Here is a 16760-nt window from a genome sequence, read left to right as displayed (position 1 = left end):
CAGCCGCGCCGCTTGTTTCGCTTTGACAGTCGGGGGCCCCTGGTCCCCAGTCAGCTTCCAATGGCGCTTGCCCTCAGCGCGGCAAGCGTCCGGCTGTCGACCGCCACGATCTCCTGCCGGAGCTTGGCGTTCTCCCATTTTGCCTGGCCGGGCACACGAATGGCCGCAGCACCGGGCGCACGGCGCCCGTTGCTGATGCGCTCCCGCTCGGCCGCGGCGCGGCGCGGCAAGGCCTCAGCGCCGAAAGCGCCCGGATTCAGGGTCAGGAACAGAAACGAGCAGTCATTCGGTTGCGCGGCGTCGCCGTAGAGCGCTTTCACCTCCGCGCCCACGGCACCACCTGACAGGAGCCCGCACAGCATGTCGACCGCAAGCGCGAGGGCAAATCCCTTGGGACCGCCGGTGGGCAGAAGCAGCCCCTTGATCGCCTCGGCTGGATCGGTGGTCGGAAGCCCTTCCGATGTTACGGCCCAGTTCGCTGGAATCGGCTCCCCGCGCTGCTGGTGATGGCGGATGCGGCCGAGAGCGCCTTCGCTCATGGCGACATCGACGACCACCGCGGGCTCGTCCGCCGTCGGAATGGCAATGGCGATCGGATTGTTGCCGACAGCCGGCTCAGCCCCGCCAGGGGCCGGCATCAACGGCCGCGTATTCGACATCGCAATCCCGATCACGCCGGCCTGGGCAGCCTGGGCGGCGTAGCGGCCGGCGGCACCGAAGTGAAACCCATGACGCACGGCGACCGCGCCAATGCCGAAACTCCGGGCCTTTGCGATGGCAAGCGCCATGGCTTGCTCGGCGGCCAGATGACCGAGCATGTGGCGGCCGTCGAGAACCGCAACGGCGCCATGGTCGCTCACGCACAGAGCTTCGTCATGCGACGAGACCGAGCCCTTGCGCAGGCGTTCGATATAGAGCGGCACATGCATCAGCCCGTGAGAGCTCAGGCCCTGCTGCTCCGCTTCGACCAGGGCTTCCGCAATACGGCTCGCGCCGGCGGGAGAGAGTCCGGCGCCGGCAAAGACAGCGGCAACCTCCGCGACAAGATCGGCAACGCGCATCGGAACGGCGCTTGGTATCTGCGACATCATCAGGCCTGTGACTGTGAAACTCGATCGATCCTAGGAGGGGCTGGATAGCAAAGTATGCACAGCGCGCTCATTTCATCGTGCGAAACGCCGGCGCTTTGAACCATCCCCCTGTCCGGGCCCGCTAGGTTGGGGAGAGGTGAACTGGGCAGCGGCGCATGGCGATAACATATGATCTGGTGAAGGAGGTCACGGCCAATCTCTATGACTGGTCGCTGCGCCGGATCCCGGAGACATCGAAGAGCGCCCTGCGCAATGCGGTCGAGACCGAGACCGTGCCCCATGCACGCAAGACGCTGGCCTTCATGCTCGACAGTGCGGAAACGGCAGAGCGGACCGGGCGCTTCCTGTGCTCGGATGCAGGGGTTCCGAGCTATGCCGTGAAGATCGGATCGGGTGTCCAGATGCAAGGCGACATCCGCCAGGCCATCGCCGATGGCTTCGAGCACCTGGTCCAGACGATCCAGCCGCCGATCCTGCGCTTCGTCACCAATCCGCTGACGAATGAGCGCAGCTACAAGGGCAAGGACATGCCGCTGGTCTCCTATGACCTGCTTGGCGATGTCGACTACATGGATATCACCTGCGCGCCGAAGGCGCTCGGCGGGGGCCGCTGGGCTGCGATCGAGACGCTGGTCAGCCCGAGCCTCGATGAGATCGAACGCTGCATCCTCGATATGGTCATGCGTGCCGGCGGTCAGCACTGCCCTCCCGTGGTGATCGGCGTCGGCATCGGCGGCACCTTCGACCATGCCGCGAAGCTCTCCAAGGACGCGACGCTGCGGCCATTCGGCCACCATAATCCGGAGCCGATGGTCGCCGATATGGAGGTGCGCCTGACAAGGGCGGTCAACCAGACCGGTTTCGGGCCCATGGGCGTCGGCGGCTCGACCACGACCTTCGGTGTGCATGTCGAGTACGCGTCAGGCCACGGTTTCACCCCTGTCGCAGTCTCCTTCAATTGCTGGATCAACCGGCGGACGCGTGCGAAGATCCACAATTCAGGCGTTGTGGAGCGGATCGAATGAGCTCCTTCGACCTGCCCCGCCTGAAGCTACCGCTGACACCTGCCGCGGCTCGGGCTCTGAAGCTGGGCGATCTCTTCCTGCTCGATGGCGAAGCGGTGGCGACAGTCGGCATGCCCACGCAGAAGCGCATGGTGTCCGAGGTCGCGGCCGGTCGCGAGATGCCGACACCGATGCGGGGCGGCGCTTTCTTCCATATGGGCGTCAGCTATGACGAAGTGGATGGCAGGCCGGGACGCCTCCATTATGTCAATCCAACGACCTCGAGCCGCTTCAACGGCCTGATGCCTGCCTTGATCCGGGAGCTCGGCCTGACCTCCGTCGGCGGCAAGGGCGGATTGTCGCGCGAAAGCGCTGACGCCATGCTCGAGATCGGCTGCGTCTATTTCTCCTTCGTCGGTGGCGCGTCGGCGCTGCTCAGCGAAGGCGTCGAAGAGGTCGTCGACAGCGCCTGGAACGACCTGATCATGCAGTTCCGGCTGAACCGCGTCAGGCTGGGAGGTTTCGGACCGGTGACGGTTGCGATCGATGCCCATGGCAACTCGATCTATGAGCGCCTGATGACCTCCGCCCAGGCGCGCCTGCCGGAAATCCTGCAGGCCCTGCGGGCTCCCACTACCCCCGTCGACGAGAAACACTGATGCAAGCGATCGAGATCACCCGGCCCGGTGGGCCGGAGGTGCTGGCCTTTTGCGAGCGCGCGTCCCCTGCGCTTGGCCCCAATGACGTCCTCATCCGGGTCCGGGCCGCGGCCGTGAACCGCCCGGATGTGCAGCAGCGGCGCGGGCTCTATCCGCCACCGCCCGGCGCGACCGACCTGCCTGGCCTCGACGTTGCAGGCATCGTCGAAGCCGTCGGCGCGGAGGTGGAATGGCCCAGGACGGGTGACGCAGTCTGCGCGCTCGCCAATGGCGGCGGATATGCCGAGCTCTGCGCCGTGCCCGCGGTTCAGTGCATGCCCATGCCGAAGGGAGCGAGCTTCACTGAAGCTGCGGCACTGCCTGAAGCCTTCTTCACCGCCTGGAACAATGTGATCTGGCTTGGACGGCTCGCGGAAGGTGAAACGCTGCTCGTGCAAGGCGGCACCAGCGGCGTCGGCATGGCAGCGATCCAGATCGCCAAGAGCTTGCGGCAGGCCCGCGTGATCGCGACGGCAGGAACAGCCGCGAAGCTCGACATCTGCCGGGAGATCGGCGCCGATCACGCAGTAAATTATCGGGAGGACTGGGCGGCCGAGATCGTTGCGACAATCGGCGCAGAGCAGGTCGACGTCGCGCTCGACGCGCAGGCCGGCCCCTACACCGAGAAGCAGCTACAGCTGCTTGCGCCCGACGGCCGCGTCGTGCTGATCGCCAGCCATCTCGGCCAGGTGGCGGAAGTCAATGTCCGCAACATCGTCCGGCGTCGCCTGACCCTGACCGGTTCGACCCTGCGCCCGCGCCCTGCGGCCTATAAGGGGCGGATCGCGTCGGAGCTTGTCGCCCATGTCTGGCCGTTGCTTGAGAGCGGGCGCATTCGCAACCACATCTGCGCAACCTTCGACTGGCGCGATGTACGGGACGCCCATGCCCTGATGGACGCCGGCGAACAGGTGGGCAAGGTCGTCCTCACGCTCGATGGCTGACACCAGCGTTTGACATCGCTTCGGGCAGCAGGTCTCCTTGGCATCGAGCAGGCGGATGCCCCAGCATCACGCATAACAATCCGTCTGGCTGGGACCGCCTCTTGCCCTCGTTCACTCCCGTCCAGTCCGTCGTCAAGGCGCTCGACCTTCTCGCCGAAATCAACCGCAGCGGATTGGCCACGGTCGGCGATCTCCATCGGCGAACGGGCCTGCCCAAGCCGACGATCGTGCGGCTCCTCGAAACGCTCATCGCCACCGGCTATGTCATGCGCGACAGCCGTGTGCGGGGGTATCAGGTGACCTCCGGCGTGAACCGGCTGAGCGCCGGCTTCCACGGTGCGCCGATGGTGATCGAGGCCGCGCGCCCCTGGGCGACGGCCCTTACCCGGCAAATCAAATGGCCCTGCGCCGTCTGCGTCCTCGACTACGACGCCGTGATCGTGCGTTTCAGCACCATACCCGACAGTCCGATTTCCCCGTTCCACGCGACACTCGGCCATCGGCTGAGCCTGGGAGGGCGCGCGCTCGGGCGGGCCTATCTCGCATTCTGTCCCGAAGAGGAGCGTACGATCGTGCGCTCTGCGATGCTGGCTTCCCTGGACCCCGAGAACAGCGGCCTCGGCGACGAGGAGTTGGAACGGCTGATCGCCCAGGCACGCTGGCGCGGCTACACCGAGCGCGACCCTGCCGTCGAGCCGCGCACTTCTGCGACGATTGCCGTTCCCATCATGCTGGGCGAGCGCGTGCTAGCGACCTTCGGCGTCACCTTCTTCCGGTCCGTCGTGGCGACACCCGATGACCGCGCGCGGATCATCCATCCCCTGAAGAAGGCGGCGGCAAGCATCGAGACGCAACTCAAGGCGCTGTCGCAATCAATGGGCGTCGCGTTTCAGGATGAGAAATAGGCCGCCTTCCCAACCTCCATCGCCAGGAAGCCGCGCATAGTTCCGAGGCACAACCGCGCCGAACGATCGGTTGCCGCTCCGGAGGAACAGCCACCATGTCATTGTATTCTCGCCGCGCGTTCGCGGCGTCGCTCGTCGGCCTCGGTGCTCTGGCGAGCACGCGGGGCGCGCTCGGTCAGAGCTGGCCGGCACGGCCGGTGACCATCATCGTCCCCTTCCCGGCCGGCGCGGCCACCGATGTCGTGGCCCGCCTGCTCGCGGAGAGGCTCCGCGCAGAGCTGGGGCAAGGTTTCATCGTCGAGAACAAACCTGGTGCCGGCGGAAACCTCGCCGCGGCCAGCGTCGTGCGCGCCGCCCCCGACGGGCATACGCTGTTCGTCTCCTCGTCTGGGCCGCTCGTCACCAACAAGCTGCTCTACAAGACGCTCAGCTTCGACCCGCTCGTCGATTTCGAGCCGATCGCCATGATCGGAGATGTGCAGGTTGTGGTGGCGACGCACCCTTCCCTGCCGGTCAAGACACTGTCTGAGCTCATCGCCTACGGCAAAGCCAATCCGGGCAAGCTCACTTTCGGAAGCCCGGGCTTCGGCCTGATGGGGCACATCGCCGGCGAACTGATCCAGCGCAAGGGCGGTTTCCAGATGACCCATGTGCCCTACCGCGGGTCTGCGCCGCTGGCGACCGATCTCCTCGCAGGAATCGTCAATGTCGCCGTCGATTTCCTGCCGCCCTATATTCCGCATGTGAAATCCGGAGCCATCCGCGCACTCGCGGTCACGGCCGAAGAGCGCGCGCCGCAACTGCCCGATGTGCCGACCCTGTCGGAAGCGGGACTGACAGGTGTCAACGCCTCCTCCTGGTATGCGATCGTCGGCCCCAAGGGCCTTCCCGAGCCGATTTCGCGCCGGATCAGCACGATCGTGAACGACTATGTGCTGAGCGCGGAGGGCCGGGCGAAGCTCGATCCGATCGGCGTGCGCTCGCTCGGCGGCGGACCGGACGTCGTCCGGAAGGCCCAGGCGCAGGAAATCGCCAAATGGAGCGAGGTCATCCGCACCGCCGCCATCGCCCTCGACTAAGCATCGCCCCGAACGCGGAATGCGGCTTTCGGGACAGCCGAAGCAAACAGAAGGTTAGATCATCGCGCCCGATACGATATCCGGGCCGATCATCCAAACCTTCACCGCAAAGAAAAACCCCGGGCGAGCGCAACCGCTCACCCGGGGTTTCTGCGTTCTCAGGATCAGGCGGCGTTCGGTGAAGCGACGTCGAGATTCAGCAATGCTGCCGCATGTCCGCCAATCATGGTCCTGATATCCTTCTCGCCGAACTGCAGGTCGAGCAGCCCACCGACGATCTCGCGGTAGCCATCGACCGGGCGCGGCGAACCGAGCAGGCCGAGATCGGAGCACAGCAGGGTGCGTTCGACACCGGCGACCTCGATCAGATGAGCGAGGTCGGACATCTCGTATTTCTTCGAGCGCCCTTCGACGAACATGCAGATCGAGTGCTCCATATAGGCACCGAGCGAAACGAGCTGGCGGATGTCGGCATCCGTGCAGCCCACGATATAGGTCGGGTGGTTGACGATCATCTTGCGGACGCCGCGCGCACGCGCCTCCTCGAACACGAGGTGGAGTTCAGAGGCATGGAGGTGGCCGCCCGCAAGAACGATGTCCCCCTCGGCGATCAGGTCGAGGATCTGCTTGACCGCGTCCGTCACCGTGCCGTTCGCATCGAGCGCGGTGAGCGGCAGCGCATCCAGCATCTTCCCTGCGGTCTTGGGGAAGGTCTTGACGGCGCCTGACGCCAGGACCGCGATATGGTTCGCGGCCGAGAGGGTCGGCAACCAGACGATCTTGCCACCGATCTTGATGCAATGATCGACGGCATGCGGATTGAACCCGCCCGAGGCATTGTTCAGCGCCACGCCGGAGAACAGCTTCAGGCCATTGTCGGGGAAGAGCTTTTCCAGCATCACGGCATGCGAGGTGCCGAGGTAGAAATGGTCCTTGTAGACAAGGGCGCGGAACTTCGCCGAGGCAGCGTCGAGCATCGCCTCATGATGGTCGAGGATGCGCGGCATCGCGGCGGGGCCGCTGTGACAGTGCAGATCGACCGCACCGACGAGCAGATCCGCGACCTGCCGGGCACGGTCGATTTGGGGGGCCTTGTCCAGAAGCATGCTGAAGTCCTCAGGGCGTTTCGCCAGGCATTGGATAATCTGCGGCGTTGATCACCCAACCGGGCTTTTCCGAGAAATCCATGCGTGGCGGGGAGAAGATGTCGATCATCTGATTGAGGCCGGGCAGCACCGACCGGGACGTGTGGATCGAGGGCGGCGGGATGACCGTCAGCGACGGAGCCGCCATCAACTCGTGCTCATCCTCGCGCCAGATCCTCATATCTGGCGTCCAGGGCCAGCGGATATCGTGGATGTAGGCGCCGTCGATAACGAGCGAGCCCTGCTCGAAATCGTCATGGTGATGCGGCGAGAGCTTGGTGATGTCGCGCAGCCCGAGCCGCGGATCGAGCATGTTCACCATCAGCGTCGTGCAGCGAAAAATCCGGCCAAAGCGGCTCTCGCCCCCCTCACCTTCCAGGCTGTAGCGCCGCAGCTTCCAGCCACCGCGCGGTTCGGGCCAAGGCTCCAGGAGCGCGACATTGGCATGCGGCTCGGCATAGGACGAGGCATTGGAGCAGGCCGCCGCCAGATCGGCCGCAGCAGTGGAGAAAATCCGGATGACGCGGCCATCGCTGGCTGCCGTGACCTCGGAATCTCCGGGCGGCACGAACAGGATGGATGCGCCCGGCGCGGCGAGGCTCTCCCCGCGGGCAGAGAGGGACGCGCCCATGGCAGCGTCCGGCAGGATCACGCAATACTCATCCGGCTGGCCGATGCGCGCCAGGCTCGCCCCTGCGCGCACCTCCGAATAAGCGACGATGAAATTCTGCCCGCGCGCGATCCAGGTGCGGGCATCGGGCCCGGCCTCCTGCGGCTCCTGCGCATAGAAGCGCGCATAATCCGCGCCGGCATAGGCCGAAACGGGAGAAGCCTTGGCAGGCGCCCCGGTCGCGAGTTTGGCGCGGGGATCGGTTGGGTGGAACATCGAAAATCTCTCCAGTTCAGCCGACAGCAGCCTGCGAAGCACGGGTTTTCATCGCCGACATCTCGCTGAATGCGTGGCCGGCCGCTTTCCTCAGGAAGCCCTGGTCGGACGAGACGATGAAGGCGCTTGCACCGCGCTCGGCAAAATCGGCGGCCTCATCGGCGCCATCGGTCATGACGCAGACCGGCTTGTTCGCCCGTTTCGCTGCGGCGATGATCCTGTCCACCGCATCGCGGACCACAGGCGCGTCCCGTGTCGGCGCACCGAAAGCAACCGTGAGGTCGCCACGGCCAATGAAGACGGCGTCGAGCCCATCGACGGCGAGGATCGCGTCGATCTCCTCGAGTGCAGCGGGATCCTCGATCATCGCGATGGCGGCCGTAGCGGCGTCGGCCGCTTCAACATGGCTCCACATCTTCAAGGCGCCATAACCGCCGGCCCGGGTCACGCCCGAAAAACCGCGCGCGCCGCCCCGATAGCGGCAGGCGGCTGCAAGGGTACGAGCCTGCGCGACACTCGAGACATGCGGCGCCAGGACGCCGACCGCGCCGCAATCCAGGACCGAGAGGATCGCGTCATGCGAAAGCACCGGAACACGCACGACCCCGGCGACCCCGGCAGCCCGGGCCGCGAGAAGCGCCACATCGGTCGAGCCCCTATCGAAGGGGGCATGCTCCTGGTCGATGACGACGAAGTCGAAGCCGACTGCGCCGAGGATCTCGATGGCGTGGCCGGTCGGTGTCTTGATGAAGCTGCCGATCAAGGACTCGCGATCGAGCAAGCGGCGCCGGAAGGAATTGTGGGGCGTGTTCTGCATGGACTCGGCACGGGATCGAGCGGCTGGGATGGGCCATCATCGCATCCGGCGCCGGCGCAGCATGGCGATCTCCGCACATTTCGCATCGTGAAATGGCGCGCGCGGCGCCCATCGTTTCAAACAATGAAACGAACAAAGAACCCCGTTGTGGTCGGCCGATGGATCGCCCACCACCACAGACAAATGGGGAGGATCATCACATGTACGCTCGCTTGACCACGGCCTTGGGCTTCACTCTGGCGCTGGCGGTTTCCGCCCAGGCCGGCACACTCGAAAAGGTCCGCGAGCGCGGTCAGCTGCTCTGCGGCGTCAGCCCGGGTGTGGCGGGCTTCTCCGTCCCGGACGAGGCCGGTCGCTGGACCGGATTCGATGTCGACCTGTGCCGGGCCGTCGCCGCCGCCACATTGGGCGACGCGAGCAAGGTCAAGTTCATCCCCCTCAGTCCGAAGGACAGGTTCGTCTCGCTGCAGAGCGGCGAAATCGACGTGCTCTCGCGTCAGGCGACCTGGACGCTCTCGCGCGACACGCAACTCGGCCTGCGCTTCGCCGGGATCAACTACTATGACGGCCAGGGCTTCATGATCCGCAAGTCGCTCAATGCGGGCTCCGCCAAGGAGCTTGGCGGCGCGTCGGTCTGCGTGCCGACCGGCACGACCACGGAACTGAACATCGCCGACTTCTTTCGTGCCAATGGCATGAAATACGAGTCCGTCAGCTTTGAATCGGGCGATCAGGCTGCCAAGGCCTTCGAGTCGGGACGCTGCGACGTCTTCAGCAACGACGTCTCGGCGCTGTCGGCCTACAGGCTGAAGCTGGTCAACCCGGCAGAATTCGTGATCCTGCCCGAACTGATCTCGAAGGAGCCGCTCGGGCCAGTCGTGAGGCAGGGCGACGAGGCTTGGAACAGCATCGTCCGCTGGTCCTATTTTGCGATGGTTGCTGCGGAAGAGCTCGGTGTCAGCTCGGCCAATGCCGACCAGCTCGCCGCCTCCGGCTCTCCCGAGGTGCGCCGCCTGCTTGGCAGCGAGGGCAAGTTCGGCGAGCCGATGGGCCTGAAGAACGATTGGGCGATGCAGATCGTCAAGCAGGTCGGCAATTACGGCGAATCCCACGACCGCAATGTCGGCGCGGGCTCGCGGCTGGGGATCGCGCGCGGGCTGAACAATCTCTGGAGCAAGGGCGGCCTGCAATATTCGCCACCGGTACGCTGACCACTCGCGTTGCCGCGCCCACTACGGAGAAACCTGTGTCGAACCCCACCGTCATCCCGGTTCCGCGTATTGCACGCCTGCAGAATGTCCCGGCGCGGCGTACTCCCGCTCCCACGGAGGGAGCGCCGCCGCCGGTCAGCCTGCATCTCAACGAGTCCTCGGAGCCGCCCGCTCCGAGCGTCGTGGCGGCGATGTGCGCCGCCGCCGGCCAGGTGAATCGCTACCCCGACCATGACGGCGCCACGCTGATCGAAGCGCTGTCTTCGCGCCTTTCCGTACCGCCAGCGCAGATCGTGCTGGGGGCCGGCTCGAACGAACTCCTCTTCGCCAGCGCCGAATTGGCCCTCGACGCGGGCGACGAGGCGGTGGCGCCGCATCCCGGCTTTCCAGCCTATGCCAAGGGCGCCGCAATGCGCGGCGCACAGCTCGTCGCTGTTCCGAACCGGCGCGATGGCCTCGTCGACATCGAGGGCACCCTGAGCGCCATCACCGTCCGGACACGCCTCGTCTTCGTCGCCTCGCCGCATAATCCGACCGGCGGCATGCTCGATGAGGCCGATGTCGAGCAACTCGTCGCCGGCGTCCCGGATCATGTCCTGCTGCATTTCGACGAGGCCTATTTCGAGTTCGGCCATCATGCCGGCGGGCCGGACGTGCTCGCCATCCTGCGCCGCCGCAGCGGCCCCTGGATCTCGACGCGCACCTTCTCGAAGGCATTCGGTCTTGCCGGCATCCGCGTCGGATACGGCATCGTCGGCTCACCGGCGCTGGCTGATGCCTATCGCAAGATCCGCACGAATTTCAGCGTCAACGCCGTAGCATTGGCGGGAGCCGAAGCGGCCTTGAAGGAGCCCGCCTATCTCACCGACTTGCTCAGCAGAACCGCGGACGGCCGCGACTGGCTCGCGGACCAGTTGAAGGATCTTGGCTTCGTGGCCTTGCCCAGCGCCGCGAATTTCCTGGCGGTCCTTACGCCCGCACCGGCCGCCGAATTCTTCTCGGCACTGAAGGCGGCAAACATCCACATCATGATGTTCGATGTCCCGGGTACACAGGGCGCCCTGCGCATCTCGATCGGTGCAAGGGATGAGATGGCTGCCCTGGTCACGGTGCTGAAGCGGGCCGTCGGCTGATCCAACGCAAGCGTTTCATTGTCCCAGGCGGCGCCCGGCAGGCGCCGCTTCGTGCTGCAGCGCTCCGGCGTGGCTAAAGCCGACCCGAGCATGGCGAGTTGGTGCTTCCGCCATGGGCCATTACGGCGCCCTTCTACGGCGCCCTTCTTCGGCCACCGCGATGCTGCCCTGGGACAGACAAACACATGCTGCCCGCCCCACGTCGCGGAGCGTCAACCTGGAGCTTGAATGGCCACGGCCTCACGCCGTCGGCAGCGACAGCAGCCTCCGCGCCTCTGCGACCGACGCCACGTGGCGGCCGTAGCTGCCTGCCATCTCGGCGATGCGCTTCACGAGGGCGGCATTGGACGGCGCGAGCGTGTCTCGGTCGAGGCGGACATTGTCCTCCAGCCCCGTGCGGCAATGACCGCCGAGTTCGAGTGACCAACGGTTCAGCGTGATCTGGTCGCGCCCGATTCCGGCGCCCGTCCAGGTCGCGTCAGGCGCCAGCCGCTTCAATGTCGCGATGTAGAATTCGAACACGGCGCGGTCGACCGGCATCGCGTTCTTCACGCCCATCACGAACTGGACATGCAGGGGCCCGTTGATCGCGCCCGCGATGCCCATCTCGGCAGCCTTGAAGATCATCGAGAGATCGAAGGCTTCGATCTCGGGCTTGACGCCGTGGGCCAGCATCTCCGCCGCCAGCCAGTCGACGAGATCCGGGCTGTTCTCATAGACCCGCGTCGGAAAATTGCATGAGCCGGTCGAGAGCGAGCACATGTCGGGCTTGAGCGGAATCATGCCTCCGCGTTCCCTGCCCGCCCCAGAGCGCCCGCCGGTGGAGAGCTGCACGATGATGCCTGGGCAATGTTTGCGCAGCCCCTCGAGCAGGCGGCCAAAACGCTCAGGGTCGGAGGTCGGCGTGCCCTCGTCGGTGCGGACATGGCAATGCGCCAGCGTCGCCCCCGCCTCAAAGGCCTCCTGCGTCGACTCGACCTGCTCGGCGATCGTGATCGGAACGGCGGGATTGTCGCGCTTGGTCGGCAGCGAGCCGGTGATCGCGACAGTAATGATGCAGGGTGTGGTCATGGCAGCGCCTTCAAGCATGGGTGGGCGCGGGCACGGTGATCGGGCGGGACAGGCGCGCCTGCGCGGTCAGGCGGATGCCCGCATTGGCCGCACCATAGCCACCATAGCCATTGCGCTGGACGATCTCGAAGAACAACCCGCCATCGAGCGTCGCGGTATAGGCCTGCCAGAAATCGCCGCCGGCATCGCGGTCGTAGAGAATGTTGAGCGCCTTCAGCGCATCGATCTCCTCGGGAGGCAGATCGGACCGCGCTTCGAGGTCATCGTAGTAGTTCTCCGGGATCGGCAGCATGGCGACGCCATTGGCCACCACCCGCTCGACGGTCGCCCGAATGTCGTTTGTAGCGAAGGCGATATGTTGCACGCCGGAGCCGAAGAAATCAGTGATAAAGCGGGCCGACAGCGTCCGGTGGCTTTGCGAGCCGTTGAGAATGAGCCTCAGGCCATGGCCGGCCTGCCCGTCCAGTCCGCTCTCGATGACCTGGCTCTGGACGACGCCCCCTGGATCGATCACCGCCTGGCTCGGCGTCTTCGTCGTCTTGAACAGCGACGAGTAGAACAGCAGCCAGGTCAGCATTTCCTCGTACTGCATGCTCTGCGAGATGTGGTCGACACCCACCAATCCGGCGCTTGAGCCATTCGCGCCAGTGGGCCCGAAATCCACCTCCGACCAGCGCCCCAGGGCGGAAGACTGATCCAGGAAATAGAGCAGGCTGCCGCCAAGGCCGCGCACCGCCGGGATGTCGAGCTCGCCCGGCCCGACCGCGCCCGCATGAGGCACATCGAGCAAGGCCGTCGCGCGTTCTGTGGCCGCGCCCGCATCTGCAACCCTCAGCGCGATCGCGCAGACCGAGGTCCCATGCGTGATCTGGTAGCTATGGGCGAAACCGTCGATATCGCTGTTGAGTACGATGCGGATATCGCCCTGGCTCCAGAGATCGACATCCTTGGAGCGATGCGCACCGACACGGCGGAATCCGAGCGCGCTCAGAAGGCGTTGGAAGCCCGGCCGTTCGGCCTCGGCGATGGCGAACTCGATGAACTCGACCGCTTCGACAGGCTCGGGCGCCGGCATTGCGACCGCGCCGGGCACCGGCCGGCCGAGCTCCCGTGCCGTCTCGTCGAACAGCCAGAGCAAAGAACGATGGCCGTCGAGCGCCACCGAGCGGGCAGAGCCGGCCCGGAATCGGTCGTTGAAGATTTCGAGCGACAGGACGCCGTCATAGCCGGTCGACGCGAGCGCCCTCATGAAGGCGGCCAGATCGAGATCGCCCTGCCCCGGCAGGCAGCGCCAGTGGCGGCTCCAGGAGAGATGATCCATCTGCAGCTTGGGGGCGTCCGCCATCTGCACCATGAAAATCCGGTCGCGCGGGATGGTGCCGATGCTGGTGGGATCGAGCCCGCGCGAGAGGATGTGGAAGCTGTCCAGGATGATGCCGACATTGTCGCGACCGGCCCGGCGCGCGATCTCCCAGGCATCGCGATAGTCGAAGACATGGCGTCCCCAGGCCAGCGCCTCATAGCCGACGCGCAAGCCTCGTCTGGCGGCCCGCTCGCCAAGCTCGGCGAAATCGCCGGCGAGCCGGTCGATGCCGCTCAAGCCCTCGGGCGAGACACTCGAGCAGACGAAGAGCAGGTCGGTCCCGAGCTCCTGCAGGAGGTCGAATTTACGTTCCGCCCGGTCGAATGTCCGCACCCGCCGCGCATCGGGCATGCCCTCGAAATCGCGGAACGGCTGGCAGGTCACGATCGCAAGCCCGAGATCGCTGCAGATCCGGCGAACCTCTGCCGGCGAGCCCGGGAAGGCGATCAGGTCGTTCTCAAAAATCTCGACGGCACGAAAGCCGGCCACCGCAATGGCCTCGAGCTTCTCCTGAAGCGTACCGGAGACGCAGACGGTAGCGATGGAAGGGATCATGAGCGCGTCTCCTCATAGCCGAGCTGTGCGACCGAGCGCAGATCCTCCGATGTCGTCGTGGGGAATCCGAAGAACTCGAGATAGCCCGGGATCTGTTCGAACAGCATGTCAACGCCGATCTGGAAAGCGCAGCCACGGGCACGAACGGCGGCCAGGAAGGGGGTGATCTCCTGTTTCATCACCACCTCCCCGACAAAGGCCGAAGGCGCGATGCGCGCGACATCCATCGGCAGGGCATCGCCGGCCTTCATGCCGAGCGGTGTGGCGTTGACCACGATTTCGAAGCCGGCCGGATCATTCGAGCCGACCGTGACGACCAGTTCCGGATAGTGCTTGCGAAGCCTGTCAGCGAGGCCATTCGCCAAGGGCGCATGGCTATCGAACAAGCCGAGCGCCGCCACACCCGCCTTGGCGAGCGAGGCCGCGATTGCCGAACCGACGCCGCCGGCGCCAACGACAAGCGCACGTGCCCCCTTGAGCACGCGGCCCTTGCCCAGCACACCGCGCACGAAGCCCTCGCCGTCGAACATGTCGCCGACCAACCGGCCGTCGGCATCGAGCCGCACTGCATTGCAGGCTCCCGCAATCGCCGCAGTGGTTTGCACCTCGTCGACGAGCCCGGTTGTCGTCACCTTATGCGGCATGGTGATAAGGGCGCCGTGAGCGTTGGAGAGCCTGAAGAAGAGCCTGAGGAAGGCCGGATAATCATCCGCCTTGCAGCCCATCGGCACCACGACGGCGTCGATCCCTTCTCGCTCGAAATAGGGGTTGTAGATCATCGGCGCCTTAAAGCTCTCGGTCGGATAGCCGAGATGGGCGATGAGTTTCGTCGTGCCGCGAATCATGACGAACTGGCTTTCCTAGGTGTTGATCTCGGCAGCGACGCTGACGGCTGCGCCCGACCGGGCGCTGGCCAGGATCGCATCCAGCGTCATCGCAATATCGATGGATTCCGCCAGGGTCGCGCCGGTCCAGTGCTCGGGCCCTCGCCGCACCAGCCGCTCGAACGACTCCGCTTCCGCGAGGAACCCATTGCCCGGCGCAACCTCGATGGTCTCGGGCGCGGTCTGGACGGTCGTTCCGCGCCGGATCGTCAGCATAGGCGGTCCGCCGAGTGGGGGATGGTTGAGATAGGTCGTCTCGATCGTTCCGGCCTCCCCCGCGATCAGGGCATGGCGGTGATAGGCTGTGGCAAAGCTGCACGAGATCTGCGCAAGCGCTCCGCCCGGAAATTCCAGCGTGGCCGCAACGCTGCGATCGACGCCGGTTTCGCTCCAGCGCGCGGTCGCGCTGACGCGCTCAGGCCGTGCGCCTGCGACGAGAAGCGCCAGGCTGACGGCATAACTGCCCGCGTCGAGAAGGGCGCCACCGCCGACCTCGGGCTTCAGGCGGATATTCGCCGGGTCGGAGAAGGCGACGCCAAAACTCGACCGGATGAGCTGAACCTTGCCGATCGCGCCCGCGTTGAGCAATTCGCGCAGTTTCAGCGTCTGGGCTTGTGCGCGGTAGGGATAGGCCTCGACGAGATGGCGTCCGTGCTGGCGCGCAGCAGCGGCCATGGCGCGGACTTCGGTCGCGTTCATCGCCAGCGGCTTCTCGCAGAGCACATGCTTGCCGGCTTGCATGGCCCGGATCGACCATTCCGCATGGAGCGAGTTCGGCAGCGGATTGTAGATCGCGTCGATTTCCGGATCGGCCAGCAAGGCTTCGTAGGAGCCATGGAAGCGCGGAATGCCGCATTCCATCGCAAAGCGTCCGGCCTTCCCGGCATCGCGGCTGGCAACGGCAGCGACCGTGACAGTCTTCGACGGCGCGACACCGCTCGCAAAGCTGCGTGCGATGTTCGCCGCACCGAGGATACCGAGACGCAGCGGCCTTGATTGCAGATCGGCCATCCGGGCCTCCTCCTTAGTGCTTGTGCAGGATCTCACCGAGGAACTGCCTGGTACGCTCGTGGCGCGGATTGGTGAAGAACGCAGCCGGCGGCGCTTCTTCGACGATCGCACCGCTCGCCATGAAGATGACGCGGTCGGCGACCTGGCGCGCAAATCCCATCTCGTGGGTGACGCAGATCATCGTCATGCCCTCCTCGGCGAGCCCGATCATGGTGTCGAGCACCTCCTTGACCATTTCGGGGTCGAGCGCCGAGGTCGGCTCGTCGAACAGCATGACCTTCGGCTGCATGCACAGGGCCCGCGCGATCGCGACGCGCTGCTGCTGTCCGCCAGAGAGCTGGGCTGGATATTTTTCCGCCTGTTCGGCGATCTTGACCCGGCCGAGCAGGCGCCTCGCCGTGGCTTCGGCCTGCGCCTTGCTGGCGCGAAGCGAACGCATCGGCGCCAGCATGCAGTTCTCCAGCACCGTCAGATGCGGAAACAGATTGAAATGCTGAAACACCATCCCGACTTCGCGGCGAACGGCATCGATGATCCTGGAATCATCGCTGAGAACCGTCCCACCGACACGGATCTCACCCTTCTGGTAGGGTTCGAGATGGTTGATGCAACGGATCAGGGTCGATTTTCCCGAACCTGACGGCCCGCACAGGACGATCTTCTCACCCTGGCGGACCGACAGGTTGATGTCGGTCAGGGCCTTGAACTCGCCATACCATTTCTCGACGCCCGCCATTTTGATCATGGCGTCAGTCCCTTGAATGGTTGCAGTCGCGGACTGGCTGTTCATGGCCTCTCCTCCGTTCTGTCCTGCCGCGCTCAGCTTGCGGTGAAGGAGATGCCTTCGAGGCTGTCCGGGAACTTGTGGACGGGAACCTTCATCCACTTGTCGTAGACTTTCTGGAGTTCGCCATTGGCCCTGATCTTGTYGATGAAGGCGTTGATCGCGGCGTTGATCTCCTT

Annotated in this window: 16 protein-coding genes; 7 read left to right on the top strand and 9 right to left on the bottom strand. The window is 65.5% G+C overall.

From position 1 onward, the window contains the following. Positions 1-50: 50 nt before the first annotated feature. On the bottom strand, positions 51-1061 hold the full coding sequence (locus AB4099_RS17560) for an Ldh family oxidoreductase (protein WP_441478975.1): 1011 nt from the start codon (positions 1059-1061) through the stop codon (positions 51-53). Positions 1062-1246: 185 nt separating this feature from the next. Between AB4099_RS17560 and AB4099_RS17555 the strand changes: the two genes are divergently transcribed. The 5 genes from AB4099_RS17555 to AB4099_RS17535 all read left to right on the top strand — a co-directional run bounded on the left by AB4099_RS17555 (position 1247) and on the right by AB4099_RS17535 (position 5721). After that, positions 1247-2116 carry a fumarate hydratase gene (locus AB4099_RS17555; RefSeq protein ID WP_441478974.1) on the top strand — a complete coding sequence of 290 codons (870 nt, stop codon included), beginning with the start codon at positions 1247-1249 and terminating at the stop codon, positions 2114-2116. After that, positions 2113-2754 carry a fumarate hydratase C-terminal domain-containing protein gene (locus AB4099_RS17550; RefSeq protein ID WP_441478973.1) on the top strand — a complete coding sequence of 214 codons (642 nt, stop codon included), beginning with the start codon at positions 2113-2115 and terminating at the stop codon, positions 2752-2754. Before AB4099_RS17555 ends, AB4099_RS17550 begins: the two co-directional genes overlap by 4 nt. After that, a complete protein-coding gene (locus AB4099_RS17545; protein ID WP_441478972.1) occupies positions 2754-3737 on the top strand; it encodes an NAD(P)H-quinone oxidoreductase in 984 nt (327 codons plus the stop codon). The genes AB4099_RS17550 and AB4099_RS17545 overlap by 1 nt, the downstream gene beginning before the upstream one ends. Positions 3738-3838: 101 nt before the next feature. Continuing rightward, complete coding sequence (locus tag AB4099_RS17540) at positions 3839-4642, top strand: DNA-binding transcriptional regulator (RefSeq protein WP_441478971.1); 804 nt, start codon at positions 3839-3841, stop codon at positions 4640-4642. A gap of 95 nt (positions 4643-4737) precedes the next feature. Continuing rightward, positions 4738-5721, top strand: coding sequence for a Bug family tripartite tricarboxylate transporter substrate binding protein (locus tag AB4099_RS17535; protein ID WP_441478970.1), 984 nt, complete (start codon positions 4738-4740; stop codon positions 5719-5721). 164 nt (positions 5722-5885) lie between these two features. Here AB4099_RS17535 and AB4099_RS17530 read toward each other — a convergent pair whose 3' ends face one another. From AB4099_RS17530 to AB4099_RS17520, 3 genes are read right to left on the bottom strand one after another with little or no spacing between them, the layout of a single operon-like run. Next, a complete protein-coding gene (locus tag AB4099_RS17530; protein ID WP_441478969.1) occupies positions 5886-6827 on the bottom strand; it encodes a DUF6282 family protein in 942 nt (313 codons plus the stop codon). A 10-nt stretch (positions 6828-6837) separates the two neighbouring features. Continuing rightward, the gene (locus AB4099_RS17525; RefSeq protein ID WP_441478968.1) at positions 6838-7752 is read right to left on the bottom strand and encodes a cupin domain-containing protein; all 915 of its coding nucleotides are present in this window, start codon (positions 7750-7752) and stop codon (positions 6838-6840) included. Between the two features lie 16 nt (positions 7753-7768). Further along, positions 7769-8569, bottom strand: a complete 801-nt coding sequence (locus tag AB4099_RS17520; RefSeq protein ID WP_441478967.1) for an HpcH/HpaI aldolase family protein — start codon at positions 8567-8569, stop codon at positions 7769-7771. 200 nt (positions 8570-8769) lie between these two features. Here AB4099_RS17520 and AB4099_RS17515 point away from each other — a divergent pair, with 200 nt between their 5' ends. Next, entirely contained in the window at positions 8770-9780 is a 1011-nt protein-coding gene (locus AB4099_RS17515) for an amino acid ABC transporter substrate-binding protein (RefSeq protein ID WP_441478966.1), read from the top strand. A gap of 35 nt (positions 9781-9815) precedes the next feature. Continuing rightward, positions 9816-10913 (top strand): pyridoxal phosphate-dependent aminotransferase, encoded by a 1098-nt coding sequence (locus AB4099_RS17510; protein ID WP_441478965.1) that lies wholly within the window; start codon positions 9816-9818, stop codon positions 10911-10913. Between the two features lie 240 nt (positions 10914-11153). Here AB4099_RS17510 and AB4099_RS17505 read toward each other — a convergent pair whose 3' ends face one another. Genes AB4099_RS17505 through AB4099_RS17485 form a run of 5 tightly spaced genes read right to left on the bottom strand, consistent with a single transcriptional unit; the run spans position 11154 to position 16542 of the window. Further along, complete coding sequence (locus AB4099_RS17505; protein ID WP_441478964.1) at positions 11154-11984, bottom strand: 3-oxoadipate:acetyl-CoA acetyltransferase; 831 nt, start codon at positions 11982-11984, stop codon at positions 11154-11156. Positions 11985-11994: 10 nt separating this feature from the next. Next, positions 11995-13902: a bifunctional sugar phosphate isomerase/epimerase/4-hydroxyphenylpyruvate dioxygenase family protein gene (locus tag AB4099_RS17500; protein WP_441478963.1), complete on the bottom strand. Its 1908-nt coding sequence runs from the start codon at positions 13900-13902 to the stop codon at positions 11995-11997. Continuing rightward, positions 13899-14747, bottom strand: a complete 849-nt coding sequence (locus AB4099_RS17495; protein ID WP_441478962.1) for a shikimate dehydrogenase family protein — start codon at positions 14745-14747, stop codon at positions 13899-13901. Before AB4099_RS17495 ends, AB4099_RS17500 begins: the two co-directional genes overlap by 4 nt. Before the next feature lie 15 nt (positions 14748-14762). Further along, positions 14763-15797, bottom strand: a complete 1035-nt coding sequence (locus AB4099_RS17490; protein WP_441478961.1) for a Gfo/Idh/MocA family protein — start codon at positions 15795-15797, stop codon at positions 14763-14765. A 13-nt stretch (positions 15798-15810) separates the two neighbouring features. Next, entirely contained in the window at positions 15811-16542 is a 732-nt protein-coding gene (locus tag AB4099_RS17485) for an amino acid ABC transporter ATP-binding protein (protein ID WP_441479210.1), read from the bottom strand. Positions 16543-16760: the final 218 nt, after the last annotated feature.

This window comes from Allobosea sp. 2KB_26 (genome assembly GCF_052115715.1).
Taxonomy (GTDB): domain Bacteria; phylum Pseudomonadota; class Alphaproteobacteria; order Rhizobiales; family Beijerinckiaceae; genus Allobosea.
Note: the sequence above shows the minus strand (reverse complement) of the source record. Positions and strands in the feature narration are given on the sequence as shown.

Bases quoted from the DNA above. Each gene is read 5' to 3' on its own strand.
- AB4099_RS17560 (WP_441478975.1), bottom strand. From the start codon at position 1,061: ATGCGCGTTGCCGATCTTGTCGCGGAGGTTGCCGCTGTCTTTGCCGGC.
- AB4099_RS17490 (WP_441478961.1), bottom strand. From the start codon at position 15,797: ATGGCCGATCTGCAATCAAGGCCGCTGCGTCTCGGTATCCTCGGTGCG.
- AB4099_RS17500 (WP_441478963.1), bottom strand. From the start codon at position 13,902: ATGATCCCTTCCATCGCTACCGTCTGCGTCTCCGGTACGCTTCAGGAG.
- AB4099_RS17485 (WP_441479210.1), bottom strand. From the start codon at position 16,542: ATGATCAAAATGGCGGGCGTCGAGAAATGGTATGGCGAGTTCAAGGCC.
- AB4099_RS17555 (WP_441478974.1), top strand. From the start codon at position 1,247: ATGGCGATAACATATGATCTGGTGAAGGAGGTCACGGCCAATCTCTAT.
- AB4099_RS17545 (WP_441478972.1), top strand. From the start codon at position 2,754: ATGCAAGCGATCGAGATCACCCGGCCCGGTGGGCCGGAGGTGCTGGCC.
- AB4099_RS17515 (WP_441478966.1), top strand. From the start codon at position 8,770: ATGTACGCTCGCTTGACCACGGCCTTGGGCTTCACTCTGGCGCTGGCG.
- AB4099_RS17530 (WP_441478969.1), bottom strand. From the start codon at position 6,827: ATGCTTCTGGACAAGGCCCCCCAAATCGACCGTGCCCGGCAGGTCGCG.
- AB4099_RS17505 (WP_441478964.1), bottom strand. From the start codon at position 11,984: ATGACCACACCCTGCATCATTACTGTCGCGATCACCGGCTCGCTGCCG.
- AB4099_RS17535 (WP_441478970.1), top strand. From the start codon at position 4,738: ATGTCATTGTATTCTCGCCGCGCGTTCGCGGCGTCGCTCGTCGGCCTC.
- AB4099_RS17550 (WP_441478973.1), top strand. From the start codon at position 2,113: ATGAGCTCCTTCGACCTGCCCCGCCTGAAGCTACCGCTGACACCTGCC.
- AB4099_RS17525 (WP_441478968.1), bottom strand. From the start codon at position 7,752: ATGTTCCACCCAACCGATCCCCGCGCCAAACTCGCGACCGGGGCGCCT.
- AB4099_RS17520 (WP_441478967.1), bottom strand. From the start codon at position 8,569: ATGCAGAACACGCCCCACAATTCCTTCCGGCGCCGCTTGCTCGATCGC.
- AB4099_RS17495 (WP_441478962.1), bottom strand. From the start codon at position 14,747: ATGATTCGCGGCACGACGAAACTCATCGCCCATCTCGGCTATCCGACC.